This is a genomic window from Pseudoduganella umbonata (assembly GCF_014192225.1).
Taxonomy (GTDB): domain Bacteria; phylum Pseudomonadota; class Gammaproteobacteria; order Burkholderiales; family Burkholderiaceae_D; genus Rugamonas; species Rugamonas umbonata.
This window is the reverse complement of the sequence record NZ_JACHXS010000001.1, coordinates 1,090,937-1,106,168: the sequence shown is the minus strand read 5'-3', so window position 1 is coordinate 1,106,168 and position 15,232 is coordinate 1,090,937. Positions and strand designations below refer to the sequence as shown.

Below are 15,232 nucleotides of genomic sequence, written 5' to 3'. Positions count from 1 at the left end.
AGCCAATGCTGTCGCGGCAGGAGGCGCTGGACTTCCTGCTGGCGGCGTGCCGCCCCGTTGCGGAAGTCGAGACCGTGCCCACGCTGGAGGCGAACGGCCGCGTGCTGGCTGCCGATTGCGTGTCCGGGCTCGACGTGCCGGCGCGGGACAACACGCAGATGGATGGCTATGCAGTGCGAGCGGCCGATTGCGCCGGCGGCACCGATGCGCTGCCAACTTCGCTTCCGATCTCTCAGCGCATTCCTGCCGGCCATGTCGGCGAACCGCTGCGGCCCGGCACGGCCGCCCGCATCTTCACCGGCGCGTTCATCCCGGAAGGCGCCGACGCGGTGGTGATGCAGGAGCAGTGCGAGGCCAACGGCGACAGCGTGACGATTCGCCACGCGCCCCGTGCCGGCGAATGGATCCGCCGCGCCGGCGAGGATATTCGCAGCGGCAGCGTGATCCTGCCGGCCGGCACGCGGCTGCGCAGCCAGGAACTGGGCCTGGCCGCCTCGATCGGGCTGGCCAGCCTGCCGCTGCTGCGCCGCGTGCGCGTGGGCGTCTTCTTCACCGGCGACGAGCTGACGATGCCCGGCGAGCCGCTGGCGCCGGGCGGCATCTACAACTCCAACCGGTTTGCCTTGCGCGCACTGCTGGAAAACCTGGGCTGCGAATTGACCGACTTCGGCATCGTGCCGGACAACCTGGATGCCACCCGCGCGGTATTGCGGCAGGCGGCGGCCGGCAGTGACCTGATCATCACGTCCGGCGGCGTGTCGGTCGGCGAGGAAGACCATGTCAAGCCGGCCGTCGAGGCGGAAGGCCGGCTGGCCATGTGGCAGATCGCGATCAAGCCGGGCAAGCCGCTGGCGTTCGGCGAAGTGGGCAACGCCTTCTTCATCGGGCTGCCGGGCAATCCGGTATCGAGCTTCGTCACGTTCCTGCTGTTCGTGCGGCCTTTCCTGCTCAAGCTGCAGGGCGCCGGCGCGGCGCGCGAGCCGGCCGCGTTCCCGCTGCGCGCGGACTTCGACTGGAAGGGCGACCGTCGCAACGAATTCCTGCGCGCCCGCCTCAATGCGCACGGCGGCCTGGATCTGTTCCCGAACCAGAGCTCCGGCGTGCTGACGTCGACCGTGTGGGGCGACGGCCTGATCGACAATCCGGCGGATCACCCGATCGCGGCCGGCGACACCGTGCGCTTCATCCCGTTTAACGAACTGCTGTACTGAACCGCTGTACTGATATGCGAATCAACCTGAAGTTTTTTGCCAGCGTCCGTGAAACGCTGGGCACCGGCGGCGAGGCCATCGATGTGCCGGCCGGCATCGCCACGGTCGGCGCCTTGCGCGCGTTGCTGGTGGCCCGCGGCGGCCTCTGGGCCGAGGCACTGGGCGAAGGCCGTGCGCTGCGCATGGCCTGCAACCAGCGGATGTGCCATGCGGACGAAGCGCTGGCCGACAACGCCGAAGTGGCGTTCTTCCCGCCCGTGACGGGCGGCTGAGCTTTTACGCCCGCCGCCTGCATTTGGCTACCTGCTGAGGCTGCCTACTCTGCGCTTGCTTCGGCCGTTTTTACTTCTTGTTCCGGCGCGGCGGCTGCGCCGCGGCCGGCTTCGGCAGCACCGCGTCGCATGCCGCGCAGGACAGTGCCTTGCGGTAGCGGTTCCACGCCGCGGCCGTAAAGATTGCCGCCGCCACGGCGGCCCAGATGGCGGCGCTGGCGATATCGGCCGGCGCAGTCGTGCCTTTTGCCCATTCCACCGCCGCCAGGATGGCGAACAGCGGCACGGCCGCGAGCAGGTAGCGTTTGATCCAGAAGAGCGGTCCCATGTTTTCTCCAGCAGCGGGTTTCTGTCGTGTCGATCCCTAGTATGCCGGGGACGGCCGCGTTTTGCACTACAATCTCGCTCCTCATGATGACCCCAGCACTCCCTGAAGTTTCCCGTCCGCGTGTTGCGATCGTCGGCGGCGGACCGGCCGGCCTGATGGCCGCCGAAACGCTGTCGCGCGCCGCCGTGTTCGACGTCCACCTGTACGACGCAATGCCCTCCGTCGGCCGCAAGTTCCTGCTGGCCGGCCGCGGCGGCATGAACATCACGCACGCCGAACCGTACGAGCAGTTCGTCACGCGCTACGGCGCGCGCGCCGCCGCGCTGCGGCCGATGCTCGATGCGTTCGGGCCGGATGCCGTCCGGGCGTGGGTGCACGGCCTGGGCATCGAAACGTTCGTCGGCTCTTCCGGCCGCGTGTTCCCGACCGAAATGAAGGCCGCGCCGCTGCTGCGCGCGTGGCTGCACCGGCTGCGCGAAGCGGGCGTGCATTTCCACCAGCGCCATCGCTGGACTGGCTGGTCGCACGATGCGTTGCGCTTCGCGACGCCGGCCGGCGAACTGCTGGTGCAGGCCGACGCCACCATACTGGCGCTGGGCGGCGGCAGCTGGGCGCGGCTGGGTTCCGACGGTGCCTGGCTGCCGCTGCTGGCCGAACGCGGCATCGGCGTGGCGCCGCTGCGGCCGTCCAACTGCGGTTTCGACGTGGGCTGGAGTCCGCTGTTCGCGGAGCGGCATGCCGGCCAGCCGCTGACCACGGTCGCCGCCACCTGGACCGATGGCGCGGGCCGGCGCGTGCGCAAGCAGGGGCAGTTCGTGGTGACGGCGACCGGCGTCGAGGGCAGCCTGATCTATGCGCTGTCGGCGCCGGTGCGGGACGGCATCGCCGCGCACGGAAGCGCGATCGTCGAGCTCGATTTGCTGCCCGACCTGCCGGCCGGCCGCGTGCTGGCCGAGGTGACGCGGCCGCGCGGCTCGCGCTCGCTGTCCAGCCACCTGCAGGGGCGGCTCGGCATCAAGGGCGTCAAGGCGGGGCTGCTGCACGAGTGCCTGTCCAGGGAGCAGTTCGCGGATGCCGCCACGCTGGCCCGCGCATTGAAAGCCCTGCCGCTGACGCTACGGGCGCCGCGGCCGATCGACGAAGCCATCAGCAGCGCCGGCGGCGTGGCATTCGAGGCGCTGGAAGGCACCATGGTACGCGCGTTGCCGGGCGTGTTCGTGGCCGGCGAGATGGTGGACTGGGAAGCGCCGACCGGCGGTTACCTGTTGACGGCTTGCCTGGCCAGCGGCGTGGCGGTGGGCGCCGATGTGGCGGCCTGGCTCACTCGAAGCTGACATTCCCCGAGCCGGTCCGGTTCACGCTGCGCTGGTCCGGATTGCCGTACACCGTCACGTCGCCGCTGCCCGCCACGGCGATCGAGGCCGATGCGCGGGCGAAGAGTTCGGCGGTACCCGATCCCTTGACTTCCACCGATGCGGTATTCGATGCCATGTGCTGCGCATCGATGGTTCCCGAGCCGGTCAGTTCGGCGTTCAAGGCGTTGCAGGTGCCCGAGGCGTTGATGGAACCGGAACCATACAAGGCCAGCTGTACGTTCTCGCCGCTGCCCGATTTCAGGTCGAGGCCGCCGGTGCCGTGGACCGCCGCCATCACGTGCCGGTAGCGGCCGGAGAACGCCAGGTTGCCGGAGCCGTTCAGCGTGATCATCAGCCGTTCGCCGGAAAAACCGGAAATGGCACTGTCGCCGCTGCCGCGGATCTCCACCGCCTGCAGCGAAGGCAGCACAGCTTCCACCTGCAGCGGGCGCTTGTGGTGGAACAGCATGCCGGTGGTGGCGATGTGCAGGGTGCCGTCTTCCTGTGTCGTGGCGACGTTGCCGATCAGGCGCTGTTCGCCAATCACTTTCAGCGATGGCGTGCTGCCCTGGCGCAGCGTCAGGTCGATGGGCCCCTGCAGGTCAATGGTCGTGATGCCATGGCCGATCTCGCGTATCTCGGTGCGCGTGACGCGGCCGGCGGTGGTCGATGGATTGGCCACGCCCTGTGCCCGCAGCATCGTGTAGGAGACGCCGATCAGCCCCAATGCGAGGACGAACAGCATCAGGCCGACCTTGACCAGGGTACCGATACGCATCACCGGCCTCGCAGCAGGGAATGGTTCATCTGCGCATAGCGGCGCAGGCCGATGGCGCTGTAGCGCGTGACCACCAGCGACAGCAGGAACAGCGCGATGCCGCCCACCACCAGGCCGAAGCCGAGTACCGTTTGCGTGGCGCGCGACGCGCCTTCCGGATCGACGGAAATGCGCACGCTGCCGTCGGCCATCGCTTCGGCATTGTCCAGCAGGCGGCCGGAGCGGCTCGACTCTTCGTCGAGTTCCTGCTGCAGGCCCGGCGAGCGCTGCTGGCGTACCTCGATGCCGCGCTCGCCGATCGAGACGCGCGTCTGCAGCCGTTCGCCGCGCGCTTCGCCGTCGTCGTCGATGTCGACCATGTGGTGCAGCGGGCCGGCCAGGATCATCTCGTTGGCGCCGGCCAGGCCGCTGGCGGCCACCGCGATGCCGCCGACATAGAACGCGAACGAACAGGTGTAGACGGCGATCAGCAGCGCCGCGAAGACGGCCGCCGGGACCACCATGAACAGGTTGAATACCGCCAGGCCGGCGAACGACGCCAGCATGCGGCCGAACCGGGCAGGGGTGCGCCGCTGCTCGAACGATTGCAGGTGCACGTTGGCGCGCAGCGTCATCGCGATCTTGCGCGGTTCATCCAGGTCGGCCGCGATCTCGGCCTCGCTGCGCCCCGCCACCAGGCCATCGATGAAACGCTGCTCGTAGTAGGCCAGCGTCCTGGCCGCCGTTTCCGGCGGCAGGCCGGTCATGGCCTTGCCGAGCGCGTCGAGATATTCCTGCTTGCCCATCGGGTAGTTCCTAGTTCATTGCCAGTTGCAGCGCAACGGGATGGCCGTGCGCGTCGATCTGCACGATCGCCGCTGCGCTTAGCAGCACGATGGCCAGAACGGCAATGGTTGTCAAAGTAAGTCGCATGTCCAGTCCTCCGATGTTCCCACTGTATGCCTATGGCAAGGAACATGCCAACGCACTGCGACAGGCTGCATAAACGGGGGAGCAGGCGGCATGGGACAGGGACAGGACGCAGGAAGGCGGGCTGCACGGGCAGCCGGTCAGCACAGCAGCCGGGCGGCGGCCTGGCCGCTGCGCACCGCCATTTCCAGCGTGGCCGGATACTCGCCGGCCGTAAAGTCGCCGGCCAGCGCCAGGCCGGCCAGCGGCGTGGCGTTGGCGGGGCGCGCCAGGCCGGCCGTGCAGGCATACGTGGCACGTTTTTCGGTGACGACCCGGGTCCAGCCGGGACCGGCGAGTGCGGGGCGGCCAAACGCCTGCGCCAGCTGGGCGGCAAGCGCTTGCGCCAGCGCCTGCTGGGGCAGGGCGGCCGCCGCGCCCGACGCGCTGACGACAACCGCCAGCAAGCCGGCCTGGGCCGGATCGAGCTGGCCGCGGTCGAACACGAACTGGCCCCAGTGCCCGGCGGCCGGTGCGTCTTCCAGCGCGAAAAACGGCCCGGGCAGGACGACGCCGGGTTCGTATTGCAGGTAGCAGGTGGTGATCGGCTCGTACGTGAAAGCCGCCAGTTGCGCGACGATGGGAGCGGCTTCGGCCAGCGGCGCCAGCAGCGCGGCGCTGGCCACCGGCGAGGCGGCCAGCACGACCTTGTCGAAGACCTCGCCGTCGAGACGCCAGATGCCGTCGTGCGGCGCCAGTTCGGTAATTTTTGCACCTAACCGAACGGCGGCGCCACGCTGCTGCAACCACTGCGCGGCGGCATCGGGGAACAGGGCCGACAGGTCGTGCCGGGGCAGCAGCATGTCGGAAGCCTTGCGGCGCGCGCCCAGGCTGTCGCGCAGCACGGCCAGGAAGACCTGCGCGGACGCGGTGTCGATCGGCGTGTTCAGTGCGGCCAGGCACAATGGCCGCCACATCAGGTTAATCAGCCGGGGCGTCTGGTCGAAGCGTTCCAGCAGTTCCGCGACCGTGCAGTCGTTGTCGAGGCGCCAGCCCATCCAGCGCGCGGTCGTCGAGAAGCGCGCCATGGCCAGCTTGTCTTCGCGCGCCAGGCCGCTGGCGCGCAGCAGGGCCACGGCCAGGTGCAGCGGCGCCGGCAGGCGCGGCGCAACGAAGCGCATGCCGCCCGGCGGATAGCACATCTGCAGCGGAACGGACAGCATCGCGCGGCCGAAGTCGATGCCGACGGTGCGCATCAGTTTCAGCGACGCCGCATAGGCGCCCAGCATGATGTGCTGGCCGTTGTCGAGGGTACGGCCGGCCGCTTCGATGCGGCGTGCCCGGCCGCCCAGCGTGCGCGCCGCTTCGAACAGCGTGACGCCGGCGCCGCGGCGCGCCAGTTCGACGGCGGCGGCGCAGCCGGCCCAGCCGCCGCCGACCACGGCAACCTTCAGCATGCGCGCGCCATCGTCATCCGCGAACGTAGGTCTTCCAGGCCAGCCACAGCTTGCGGATCGGCGTCAGCGAGATGCGCTGGGTCAGCACGTGGAAGCCGTCGCGCTCGATCTCGTCGAGCACCGTGCGGTAGATGGCCGCCATGATCAGGCCGGGCCGCTGGGCGCGCCGGTCTTCCTTCGGCAGCAGTGCGAAGGCCTCTTCGTAGGAACGCTGGGCGCGCTCGGCCTGGAAGGCCATCAGTTTCGTGAAATTGTCCGTATGCCGGGCGTTCAGCAGATCGGCCGCGGTCACGCCGAACTGCTGCAGCTCGTTGATCGGCAGGTAGATGCGGCCTTTGCGGGCATCCTCGCCCACGTCGCGGATGATGTTGGTGAGCTGGAACGCGTGCCCCAGCTTCTCCGCGTAGCGCAGCGTTTCGGGGCGCGTGGCGCCGAAGATGCTGGCCGACAGGATGCCGACCACGCCGGCCACGTGCCAGCAGTACTTCGACAGGCCCGCGTAGTCGAGGTAGCGGGTCTGGTTCAGGTCCATCTCCATGCCGTCGATGATGGCCTGCATGTGTTCCTGCTGCAGGCCGTACGGCGCCACGTGCGGCTGCAGCGCCTTGGTGACCGGATGCGAGGGCTTGCCCTCGTACATGGCGGCCATCTCGGTGCGCCACCAGGCCAGCTTGATGCGCGCCAGCGATTCGTCGCTGCACTCGTCGACGGTGTCGTCGACTTCGCGGCAGAACGCATACAGCGCCGTGATCGCGCGCCGGCGTTCGGGCGGCAGGAACAGGAAGCTGTAATAGAAACTCGAGCCGCTGGCGGCGGCTTTCTGCTGGCAGTAATCGTCGGGAGACATGTAATTATTTGGCAATATTGCGCGGTCGAAGGCGCTATTCTAATGGCAAGGGCCGCAGCGCGCGCCAGAAAACTTTCAGCCAGTCGGTCCGCCGCAGCACTGGCCGGCGCCGGAAGACGTCGTAATCCACCTCCTCGATCGCTTCCAGGATACGCAGGCCGCCATGGACCACCAGCCGCAGTTCCAGGCCGATGCGGCCGGGCAGGCGCCACGCCAGCGGCGCGCCGGAGAGCATCATTGCGCGCGTGCGCTCGACTTCGAAGCGCATCAGCGCGCGCCACTTGCCATGGGCTGCCGGATCGTGCAGGTGCGCCGGCGAGATCGCGAAGCGGGCCAGGTCTTCCATCGGAACGTAGATGCGTTCCTTTTGCTGGTCCACCGCCACGTCCTGCCAGAAGTTGATCAGCTGGAGCGCCGTGCAGATCGCATCGGAGTCGCGCACGTTGTCGGGCGTGGCGGCGCCGTACAGGTGCAGCATCAGGATGCCCACCGGGTTGGCAGACCGGCGGCAATAGTCCAGCAGCTCTCCGTAGGACTGGTAGCGGGTGACCGTCACGTCCTGCCGGAATGCGGACAGCAGGTCGTGAAAGGGTTTCAACGGCAGCGCATGTTCGGCGACGGTGGCGGCCAGGCGCAGGAATACCGGGCCGGGCGGCGGTGCCCCCAGTTCGATGTGTACCAGCGCGGCTTCATACTCGGCCAGCGCAGCAAGCCGCTGGGCAGGTGTCGCATCGCCTTCGTCGGCGACATCGTCGGCGCCGCGCGCGAACGCATAAATGGCCTGCACCGCAGGGACGAGCCGGCGCGGCAGCAGCAGCGACGCGACGGGAAAGTTTTCATAATGGTCGACTGCCATGGGGGCGTGCGCGGCTAACTGACGCGAAAGTCATTTTCAAAGTCATGTGCCACGACTATAATTTTCATCTCATTTTGTAAATTAATGTACGGAAAGTCATCAATTCAGCCCGCCATCATAGAGGCTAAGCGTGCCTGCCGCAATTGCAGTCCAATACGAGTGAAGGAAAGTACCGTGCAAGTCCTGAAGCCCTACCTGATCGCGGCCGCCGCCGTGCTGCTGGCTGCCTGCTCGAAGCCGCCGGAAAAAACGGCGGACGTACGGCCGGTGCGCGCCATAGTCCTGCAGAGTTCCGACGTGGACGTGAATGCCGAATTCTCCGGCGAAGTGCGGGCCCGCTACCAGTCGCAGCTGGGCTTTCGCGTGCCGGGCAAGATCGTTTCGCGCAAGGTCGATGTCGGCACGGTGGTGCGCAAGGGCCAGGTGCTGATGCAGCTCGATCCGCAGGACCTGCGGCTGGGCCAGGCGCAGTCGCTGGCCACGCTGCGTGCCGCGGAAACCAGCCGCGACCTGGCGGCGGCGGACGTGCAGCGCTACCGCGAACTGCGGGCGCAGAATTTCGTCGCCCAGGCGGTGCTCGACGAAAAGGAATCGGCGTTGCGCGCGGCCGAGGCGCAGGTCGATGCGGCCCGCGCCGGCTACCGGGAGCAGTCGAACCAGGCCGGCTATGCGGTACTGGTGGCGGACATGGATGGCGTCGTCACACAGGTGGCGGCCGAGACGGGGCAGGTGGTGGCGGCCGGCACGCCGGTTGTCACGGTGGCACGCACGGACGAGAAGGAAGTGGTGTTCGGCGTGCCGGAAGACCGCGTCGAGACGCTGCGCCGGATCGACGACGTGCACGTGCGGCTGTGGGCCGCACCGGGCCAGCCGGTGGCGGCGAAGATCCGCGAAGTGTCGCCGGTGGCCGATCCGGCCACGCGTACCTATGCCTTCAAGGTGACGCTGCCGGCGACGCTGACACAGGCCAAGCTGGGCATGACGGCGGTGGTGCAGTTCGCATCGAAGGGGCAGCCGAAGATCAAGGTACCGCTGTCGGCGCTGTTCCATGACCGCAACGCCACGTCCGTCTGGGTGGTCGAGAATGGCGCGGTACGGCTGGTGCCGGTCACGGTGACGGCCGCCGACGGCAACGACCTGGTGCTGGGCAGCGGCGTCAAGGCCGGCCAGACCGTCGTCACCGCCGGCGTGCACCTGCTCAAGCCGGGCCAGAAGGTGCGCATCCTCGGCGACGATGTCCCGAAAGCGCCCGCCGCGCCGGCAGCCAAGGGGGCATGATGAGAGGCTTCAACCTGTCGCGTTGGGCCCTCGAACATATTCCGCTGACGCGCTACCTGATCGCCGTGATGCTGATCGGCGGCATGCTCAGCTACCAGAACCTGGGGCAGGACGAAGATCCGCCGTTTACCTTCCGCATCATGGTGGTACAGGCCTTCTGGCCGGGCGCCACCGCGCTGCAGATGGCCAACCAGGTCACCGACAAGCTGGAAAAGAAGCTGCAGGAAACGCCGTACATCGACGAGATCAGCAGCTATTCGAAGCCGGGCCAGACGCTGATCATGCTGAGCCTGCGCGAATCGACGCCGCCGAAGGAAACCGGCAACGCCTGGTACCAGGTGCGCAAGAAGGTGGGCGACATCGCCGGCACGCTGCCGCAAGGGGTGATCGGGCCCACGTTCAACGATGAATTCGGCGATACCTACGGTTCGATCTTCGCGCTCTCCGGCGACGGCTTCACGTATGCCGAGATGAAGGATTACGCCGACTTCGTGCGCCAGCAGCTGCTGCGCGTAGGGAAAGTCTCGAAGGTCGAACTGTTCGGCGTGCAGGACGAGAAGATCGACATCGAGTTCTCGCACCAGAAGTTTGCCCAGCTGGGCATTCCGTTCGAGCAGATCGTCGACCAGATTGCCACGCAGAACGCCATCGAGGCGACCGGCACGCTGGTGACGCCGACCGACAACCTGCAGGTGCGCGTGAGCGGCGCGCTGGCCACGGTGAAGGACCTGGAAAACCTGGAGCTGCGCGCCAACGGCACCACGTTCCGGCTGGGCGACTTCGCCACGATCAAGCGCGGCTACCAGGACCCGCCGCGCGACAAGATGCGCTTCAACGGCAAGGAAGTGATCGGCCTGGGCGTATCGATGGAAAAGGGCGGCAACATCATCGAGATGGGCAAGGCGCTCGAGCAGACGGTGGGCGACCTGAAGGGCAAGCTGCCGGTCGGTATCGAGCTGGCCCGCGTGTCGGACCAGCCGCAGGCCGTCACGGCGTCCGTCGGCGAATTCGTCCACACGCTGATCGAGGCGGTGCTGATCGTGCTGGCCGTCAGCTTTGTCGCGCTGGGCCTGCACACGAAGCCGAAGTGGCGGCTGGACGTGCGGCCCGGCCTGGTGGTGGCGCTAACCATTCCGCTGGTGCTGGCCGTGACGTTCCTGTTCATGCGCATGCTGAACATCGACCTGCACAAGATTTCTCTGGGGGCGCTGATCATCGCCCTGGGCCTGCTGGTGGACGATGCCATCATCGCCGTCGAAATGATGGTGCGGAAGATGGAGGAGGGCTTGTCGCGTCTGGAAGCGGTCACGTTTGCCTACACGTCCACGGCAATGCCCATGCTGACCGGCACGCTGATCACGGTAGCGGGCTTCGTGCCGATCGGCCTGGCCCAGTCGACCGCCGGCGAATACACGTTCTCGCTGTTCTCCGTGAATGCGATTGCGCTGATCATGTCGTGGGTGGTTGCCGTCGTATTTACACCGTATATCGGCTACCTGCTGCTGAAGGTCCAGCCGCATGCCCCTGGCGAGCACGGGCACGACGTGTTCGATTCGCCGGGTTTCCAGCGCTTCCGCAGGGTAGTGACCTGGTGCGTGGAATGGCGCAAGACGACGATTGCCGCCACCCTGCTGATCTTCGCGCTCGGCGTGTACGGCTTCGAGTTCATCGAAAAGCAGTTCTTCCCGGATTCGTCGCGGCCCGAGCTGATGGTGGAGATGTGGTCGCCCGAGGGCACCGCATTTGCCGCCAACGAGGCGCAGGTGAAGAAGTTCGAGGAATTCATCCGCAAGCAGCCGGGCGTCGTGTCCGTGACGAGCTATGTCGGCACCGGCAGTCCGCGCTTCTATCTGCCGCTCGACCAGATCTTCCCGCAGTCGAACGTGTCGCAGATCGTGGTCCTGCCGCAGGACCTGCGCGCGCGGGCCGAACTGCACAAGAAGATCACGCAGGTATTCCATGACGACTTCCCCGAAGTGCGCGGCCGGGTAAAACTGCTGCCGAACGGACCGCCGGTGCCGTATCCGGTGCAGTTCCGCGTCACCGGCACCGAAGTAGACAAGGTGCGCGCCATTGCCGACCAGGTGAAGGAGATCGTCCGGGCCAATCCGAATGCGGTCGGTACCAACGATAACTGGAATGAGTCGGTGAAGGTGCTGCGGCTGGACCTGGACCAGGACCGCATGCGTGCACTCGGCGTGACGACGCAGACGGTGATGCGGGTGGCCAACACGGTGCTGTCCGGCACGGTGGTCGGGCAATTCCGCGAAGGCATCCGGCTGATCGACATCCAGGTGCGCCAGCCACTGGCGGAGCGGCAGACCATCGAGATCCTGAACAACACCAATGTGCCGACGGCGAGCGGCCGCTCGGTGCCGATCTCGCAGCTGGCACGCGTGCAGTTCGTGTGGGAGCCGGGCGTGGTATGGCGGCTTGGCCGGGAGTGGGCCATCACGGTCCAGGCCGACGTCGTCGAGGGTATCCAGGGACCGACCGTGTCGGGCCAGATCAACCCGGCACTGGCCGACCTGCGGGCGCGGCTGCCGGCAGGCTACAAGATCGAGGAGAAGGGGGCCGCGGCCGACAGCGGCGAGGCGGAGCAGTCGATCGCGACGAACCTGCCGCTGGCGCTGTTCCTCATCTTTACCCTGCTGATGCTGCAACTGCACAGTTTCTCCCGCTCGCTGCTGGTCTTCCTGACCGGGCCGCTGGGCGTGGCCGGCGCGGCGTTTGCACTGCTGCTGCTGGACCGGCCGCTGGGCTTCGTGGCGAACCTGGGCATCATCGCGCTGTTCGGCATGATCATCCGGAACTCGGTGATCCTGGTCGACCAGATCGAGCAGGACATCAAGGCGGGCGCGGCGCCGTGGGATGCCATCGTGGAATCGGCGGTGCGGCGCTGCCGGCCCATCCTGCTGACGGCCGCGGCCGCCGCGCTGGCGATGATTCCGCTGTCGCGCTCGGTATTCTGGGGGCCGATGGCGGTGGCGATCATGGGCGGCCTGGTACTGGCCACGGCGTTGACGCTGCTGTTCCTGCCGGCGCTGTATGCGGCATGGTTCCGCGTGAAGAAGCCGGCACGCTGAATCACGTGTGGGAGTAGTAACCGGCGTGGGAGTGGAAGCGGGCGCGAGCAGGGCGGGAAATGATTCACGGATGGATAGCCGATCGGATCGGGAGGGAATTGACTGGCGGCCAGCTTATTAATTGATCAGTTGGCTAAAGGTCAAAAATCATCCCCATTCTCGGGAAAAACCAGTAAAATGCCGTGTTGAAGTTGAAAGCCCCTGTGATTTGCAGGGTAGGGCGACCCGTTTTCAATTAATGGTCGCCCTTTGCTTTTGCGCAAAGTAGCAATGGGAAAGCTGGAGATCCCGGAAAGCGCCGCACAGTCTGATCGCAGATTGATAATACACGGCGGCGCTTTGCGAGGTTTCCCATAGCGCGAGGATGGCGAAATTGGTAGACGCACCAGGTTTAGGTCCTGACGCCAGCAATGGTGTGGGGGTTCGAGTCCCCCTCCTCGCACCAACAGTATTCACAATTTTTTGGACGATTTTTACATGGCAACTGCTGTCGAAAACTTGGGCAAACTCGAACGCCGACTCACGATTTCCTTCCCGCTGTCGGACGTCCGCTCCGAAGTGGAAAAGCGCCTGAAAGTGCAGGCCAAGTCCGCGCGCGCTCCCGGCTTCCGCCCGGGCAAGGTGCCGATGAAGATGGTTGCGGCCCAGTACGGCTACCAGATCGAAACCGACGTGCTGAACGACAAGGTCGGTCGCGCGTTCAACGACGCCGCCAACGAGAACAACCTGCGCGTTGCCGGTTTCCCGAAGATCGAACCGAAGGAAGGTTCGCCGGAAGGCCAGCTGACGTTCGATGCCACCTTCGAGGTGTACCCGGAAGTGGAGATCGGCGACCTGTCCCAGGTCGAGATCGAGACCGTGAAATCGTCCGTGACCGACGTCGAGATCGACAAGACCATCGACATCCTGCGCAAGCAGCGCGTGCACTTCCACACCAAGGGTGAGGCAGGCGAGCATGGCGACGGCGGCGAAGCGGTGGCCGCCAACGGCGACCGCGTGACCGTGGACTTCGTCGGCAAGATCGACGGCGAAGAGTTCGCCGGCGGCAAGGCCGAGGACTATGTGTTCGTGCTGGGCGAAGGCCGCATGCTGCCGGAATTCGAAGCCGCCACGGTCGGCCTGAAAGTGGGCGAGGCAAAGACCTTCCCGCTGGCCTTCCCCGAGGATTATCACGGCAAGGACGTGGCCGGCAAGACCGCCGAGTTCACGATCACGCTGAAGAAACTCGAATGGGCGCACCTGCCGGAAGTGGACGCCGAGTTCGCGAAGTCGCTGGGCGTGGCCGATGGCGACCTGGCCAAGATGCGCGACGACATCAAGGTCAACCTGGAACGCGAAGTGAATGGCCGCGTCAAGGCGCGCAACAAGGAAGCGGTGATGGACGCGCTGGTGAATACCGCCACGCTGGACGTGCCGCAGGCACTGATCGACCAGGATACCGAGCGTCTGGCCGAGATGACCCGCCAGGACATGGCCGCCCGCGGCATGAACGTAAAAGATGTACCATTCCCTCCGGAGCTGTTCAAGGACAAGGCCGAGCGCCGCGTGCGCCTGGGCCTGATCCTGTCGAAGCTGGTCGGCGACAATGAACTGCAAGCCACGCCGGACCAGGTGAAGGCGCAGATCGAAGATTTCGCGCAAAGCTATGAAGATCCGCGCGAAGTGCTGAAGTACTACTACAGCGATCGCCGCCGCCTGGCCGAAGTGGAAGCTCTTGTATTGGAAGAAAACGTCGTCACTTATGTCCTGGGCCTGTCCAAGACGTCGGCGAAGGAAGTGCCGTTCGACGAATTGATGGGAAGCGCAGCGCAGGGCTAAGTTACCCTGTCGTAAAAAACATCCGGCGCCGGCCGGCTGATGTTGCGTGAAAATGCATACTTCAGCCGGCCGGTGCGCTTCACAAGGAAAAGGAATGATCGGAATGAACCGCAATCCGGCACTGGACACGGAAATGCTCGGCCTGGTGCCGATGGTCATCGAACAAAGCGGCCGCGGCGAGCGCTCGTATGACATCTACTCGCGCCTCCTGAAGGAGCGCGTGATCTTCATGGTCGGCCCGGTCAACGACCAGATGGCCAACCTGATCGTGGCGCAGCTGCTGTTCCTGGAAAGCGAAAATCCCGACAAGGATATCTCGCTGTACATCAATTCGCCCGGTGGTTCCGTTTCGGCCGGCCTGGCGATCTTCGACACGATGCAGTTCATCAAACCCGACGTCTCGACGCTGTGCACGGGCATGGCCGCGTCGATGGGCGCTTTCCTGCTGGCCGCAGGTGCGAAGGGCAAGCGTTTCTCGCTGCCGAATTCGCGCATCATGATCCACCAGCCGTCCGGTGGTTCGCAAGGCCAGGCGTCGGATATCGAAATCCAGGCCAAGGAAATCCTGTACCTGCGCCATCGCCTGAACAGTATCCTGGCCGAACGCACCGGCCAGACCATCGACCAGATCGCCAAGGACACGGACCGCGACCGTTTCATGTCCGGCGACGAGGCTGCCGAGTATGGTTTGATCGACAAGGTGTTGACGACCCGCGCTTGATGCAGCACAAAGCGGTAGCCAGCGCATCGCAGTGAAAACGCGAAAATTACGCCCGGACGCCACACCGTTCCGGGCGTTTTATTTTTATTTCGGGTAGCATGTGGTTGTGTGCAGGACTTCTTGCCTCATCACACGCCTCGTCTGCACGGTTGGACTGTCCTGGATTCCTGTGTAACCATCCATGCGTGTCCATGCTTGCCTTCCTGAATTCACGCCTGCTGAGATAGGCGGCGAGATGGGAAATGAGATATGCGTCGATGTACGCGAAGAGTTGGCTAGCTGAGTAATGGAGCAGCGTGAGTAATGCGTCGTGTCGGTCGTATGTTGTGTAGTTTGT

The 15,232-nt window shown here is 65.9% G+C and carries 13 protein-coding genes and 1 tRNA gene; 8 read left to right on the top strand and 6 right to left on the bottom strand.

What is annotated here, in order from left to right; genetic code table 11:
- The first annotated feature begins 5 nt into the window (after positions 1-5).
- Both FHS02_RS04575 and moaD read left to right on the top strand, forming a co-directional pair.
- Entirely contained in the window at positions 6-1,211 is a 1,206-nt protein-coding gene (locus FHS02_RS04575; protein WP_371861474.1) for a molybdopterin molybdotransferase MoeA, read from the top strand.
- 14 nt (positions 1,212-1,225) lie between these two features.
- Entirely contained in the window at positions 1,226-1,483 is a 258-nt protein-coding gene (gene moaD, locus FHS02_RS04570) for a molybdopterin converting factor subunit 1 (RefSeq protein ID WP_137313001.1), read from the top strand.
- A 70-nt stretch (positions 1,484-1,553) separates the two neighbouring features.
- Here the strand turns inward: moaD and FHS02_RS04565 are convergent, their stop codons facing one another.
- Positions 1,554-1,811, bottom strand: a complete 258-nt coding sequence (locus tag FHS02_RS04565) for a hypothetical protein (protein WP_137313000.1) — start codon at positions 1,809-1,811, stop codon at positions 1,554-1,556.
- A gap of 83 nt (positions 1,812-1,894) precedes the next feature.
- On the opposite strand from FHS02_RS04565, the gene FHS02_RS04560 reads away from it, so the two are divergent.
- Complete coding sequence (locus FHS02_RS04560) at positions 1,895-3,145, top strand: TIGR03862 family flavoprotein (RefSeq protein ID WP_371861455.1); 1,251 nt, start codon at positions 1,895-1,897, stop codon at positions 3,143-3,145.
- Here FHS02_RS04560 and FHS02_RS04555 read toward each other — a convergent pair.
- From FHS02_RS04555 to hpnC, 5 genes are all read right to left on the bottom strand, one after another.
- On the bottom strand, positions 3,132-3,944 hold the full coding sequence (locus FHS02_RS04555; RefSeq protein WP_221403771.1) for a head GIN domain-containing protein: 813 nt from the start codon (positions 3,942-3,944) through the stop codon (positions 3,132-3,134). The genes FHS02_RS04560 and FHS02_RS04555 overlap by 14 nt on opposite strands.
- Complete coding sequence (locus FHS02_RS04550; RefSeq protein WP_137312999.1) at positions 3,944-4,729, bottom strand: DUF1700 domain-containing protein; 786 nt, start codon at positions 4,727-4,729, stop codon at positions 3,944-3,946. The genes FHS02_RS04555 and FHS02_RS04550 overlap by 1 nt, the downstream gene beginning before the upstream one ends.
- Positions 4,730-4,993: 264 nt before the next feature.
- Positions 4,994-6,289 carry a hydroxysqualene dehydroxylase HpnE gene (hpnE, locus tag FHS02_RS04545; protein ID WP_137312998.1) on the bottom strand — a complete coding sequence of 432 codons (1,296 nt, stop codon included), beginning with the start codon at positions 6,287-6,289 and terminating at the stop codon, positions 4,994-4,996.
- A gap of 13 nt (positions 6,290-6,302) precedes the next feature.
- Positions 6,303-7,136 (bottom strand): presqualene diphosphate synthase HpnD, encoded by an 834-nt coding sequence (gene hpnD, locus FHS02_RS04540; RefSeq protein WP_137312997.1) that lies wholly within the window; start codon positions 7,134-7,136, stop codon positions 6,303-6,305.
- A 34-nt stretch (positions 7,137-7,170) separates the two neighbouring features.
- The gene (gene hpnC / locus FHS02_RS04535; protein ID WP_137312996.1) at positions 7,171-7,992 is read right to left on the bottom strand and encodes a squalene synthase HpnC; all 822 of its coding nucleotides are present in this window, start codon (positions 7,990-7,992) and stop codon (positions 7,171-7,173) included.
- 174 nt (positions 7,993-8,166) lie between these two features.
- On the opposite strand from hpnC, the gene FHS02_RS04530 reads away from it, so the two are divergent.
- From FHS02_RS04530 to clpP, 5 genes are all read left to right on the top strand, one after another.
- On the top strand, positions 8,167-9,270 hold the full coding sequence (locus FHS02_RS04530) for an efflux RND transporter periplasmic adaptor subunit (protein ID WP_229422546.1): 1,104 nt from the start codon (positions 8,167-8,169) through the stop codon (positions 9,268-9,270).
- Positions 9,267-12,356 (top strand): efflux RND transporter permease subunit, encoded by a 3,090-nt coding sequence (locus FHS02_RS04525; RefSeq protein ID WP_137312994.1) that lies wholly within the window; start codon positions 9,267-9,269, stop codon positions 12,354-12,356. Before FHS02_RS04530 ends, FHS02_RS04525 begins: the two co-directional genes overlap by 4 nt.
- Before the next feature lie 358 nt (positions 12,357-12,714).
- Positions 12,715-12,801 (top strand) — tRNA-Leu (locus FHS02_RS04520).
- Between the two features lie 32 nt (positions 12,802-12,833).
- On the top strand, positions 12,834-14,174 hold the full coding sequence (tig, locus tag FHS02_RS04515) for a trigger factor (RefSeq protein WP_137312993.1): 1,341 nt from the start codon (positions 12,834-12,836) through the stop codon (positions 14,172-14,174).
- Between the two features lie 103 nt (positions 14,175-14,277).
- Positions 14,278-14,895, top strand: a complete 618-nt coding sequence (clpP, locus tag FHS02_RS04510; protein ID WP_371861255.1) for an ATP-dependent Clp endopeptidase proteolytic subunit ClpP — start codon at positions 14,278-14,280, stop codon at positions 14,893-14,895.
- Positions 14,896-15,232: the final 337 nt, after the last annotated feature.

What these genes read in the sequence shown, in the direction of transcription:
- FHS02_RS04575 (WP_371861474.1), top strand. Translation starts at nt 6, where the DNA reads ATGCTGTCGCGGCAGGAGGCGCTGGACTTCCTGCTGGCGGCGTGCCGC.
- moaD (WP_137313001.1), top strand. Translation starts at nt 1,226, where the DNA reads ATGCGAATCAACCTGAAGTTTTTTGCCAGCGTCCGTGAAACGCTGGGC.
- FHS02_RS04565 (WP_137313000.1), bottom strand. Translation starts at nt 1,811, where the DNA reads ATGGGACCGCTCTTCTGGATCAAACGCTACCTGCTCGCGGCCGTGCCG.
- FHS02_RS04560 (WP_371861455.1), top strand. Translation starts at nt 1,895, where the DNA reads ATGATGACCCCAGCACTCCCTGAAGTTTCCCGTCCGCGTGTTGCGATC.
- FHS02_RS04555 (WP_221403771.1), bottom strand. Translation starts at nt 3,944, where the DNA reads ATGCGTATCGGTACCCTGGTCAAGGTCGGCCTGATGCTGTTCGTCCTC.
- FHS02_RS04550 (WP_137312999.1), bottom strand. Translation starts at nt 4,729, where the DNA reads ATGGGCAAGCAGGAATATCTCGACGCGCTCGGCAAGGCCATGACCGGC.
- hpnE (WP_137312998.1), bottom strand. Translation starts at nt 6,289, where the DNA reads ATGCTGAAGGTTGCCGTGGTCGGCGGCGGCTGGGCCGGCTGCGCCGCC.
- hpnD (WP_137312997.1), bottom strand. Translation starts at nt 7,136, where the DNA reads ATGTCTCCCGACGATTACTGCCAGCAGAAAGCCGCCGCCAGCGGCTCG.
- hpnC (WP_137312996.1), bottom strand. Translation starts at nt 7,992, where the DNA reads ATGGCAGTCGACCATTATGAAAACTTTCCCGTCGCGTCGCTGCTGCTG.
- FHS02_RS04525 (WP_137312994.1), top strand. Translation starts at nt 9,267, where the DNA reads ATGATGAGAGGCTTCAACCTGTCGCGTTGGGCCCTCGAACATATTCCG.
- tig (WP_137312993.1), top strand. Translation starts at nt 12,834, where the DNA reads ATGGCAACTGCTGTCGAAAACTTGGGCAAACTCGAACGCCGACTCACG.
- clpP (WP_371861255.1), top strand. Translation starts at nt 14,278, where the DNA reads ATGAACCGCAATCCGGCACTGGACACGGAAATGCTCGGCCTGGTGCCG.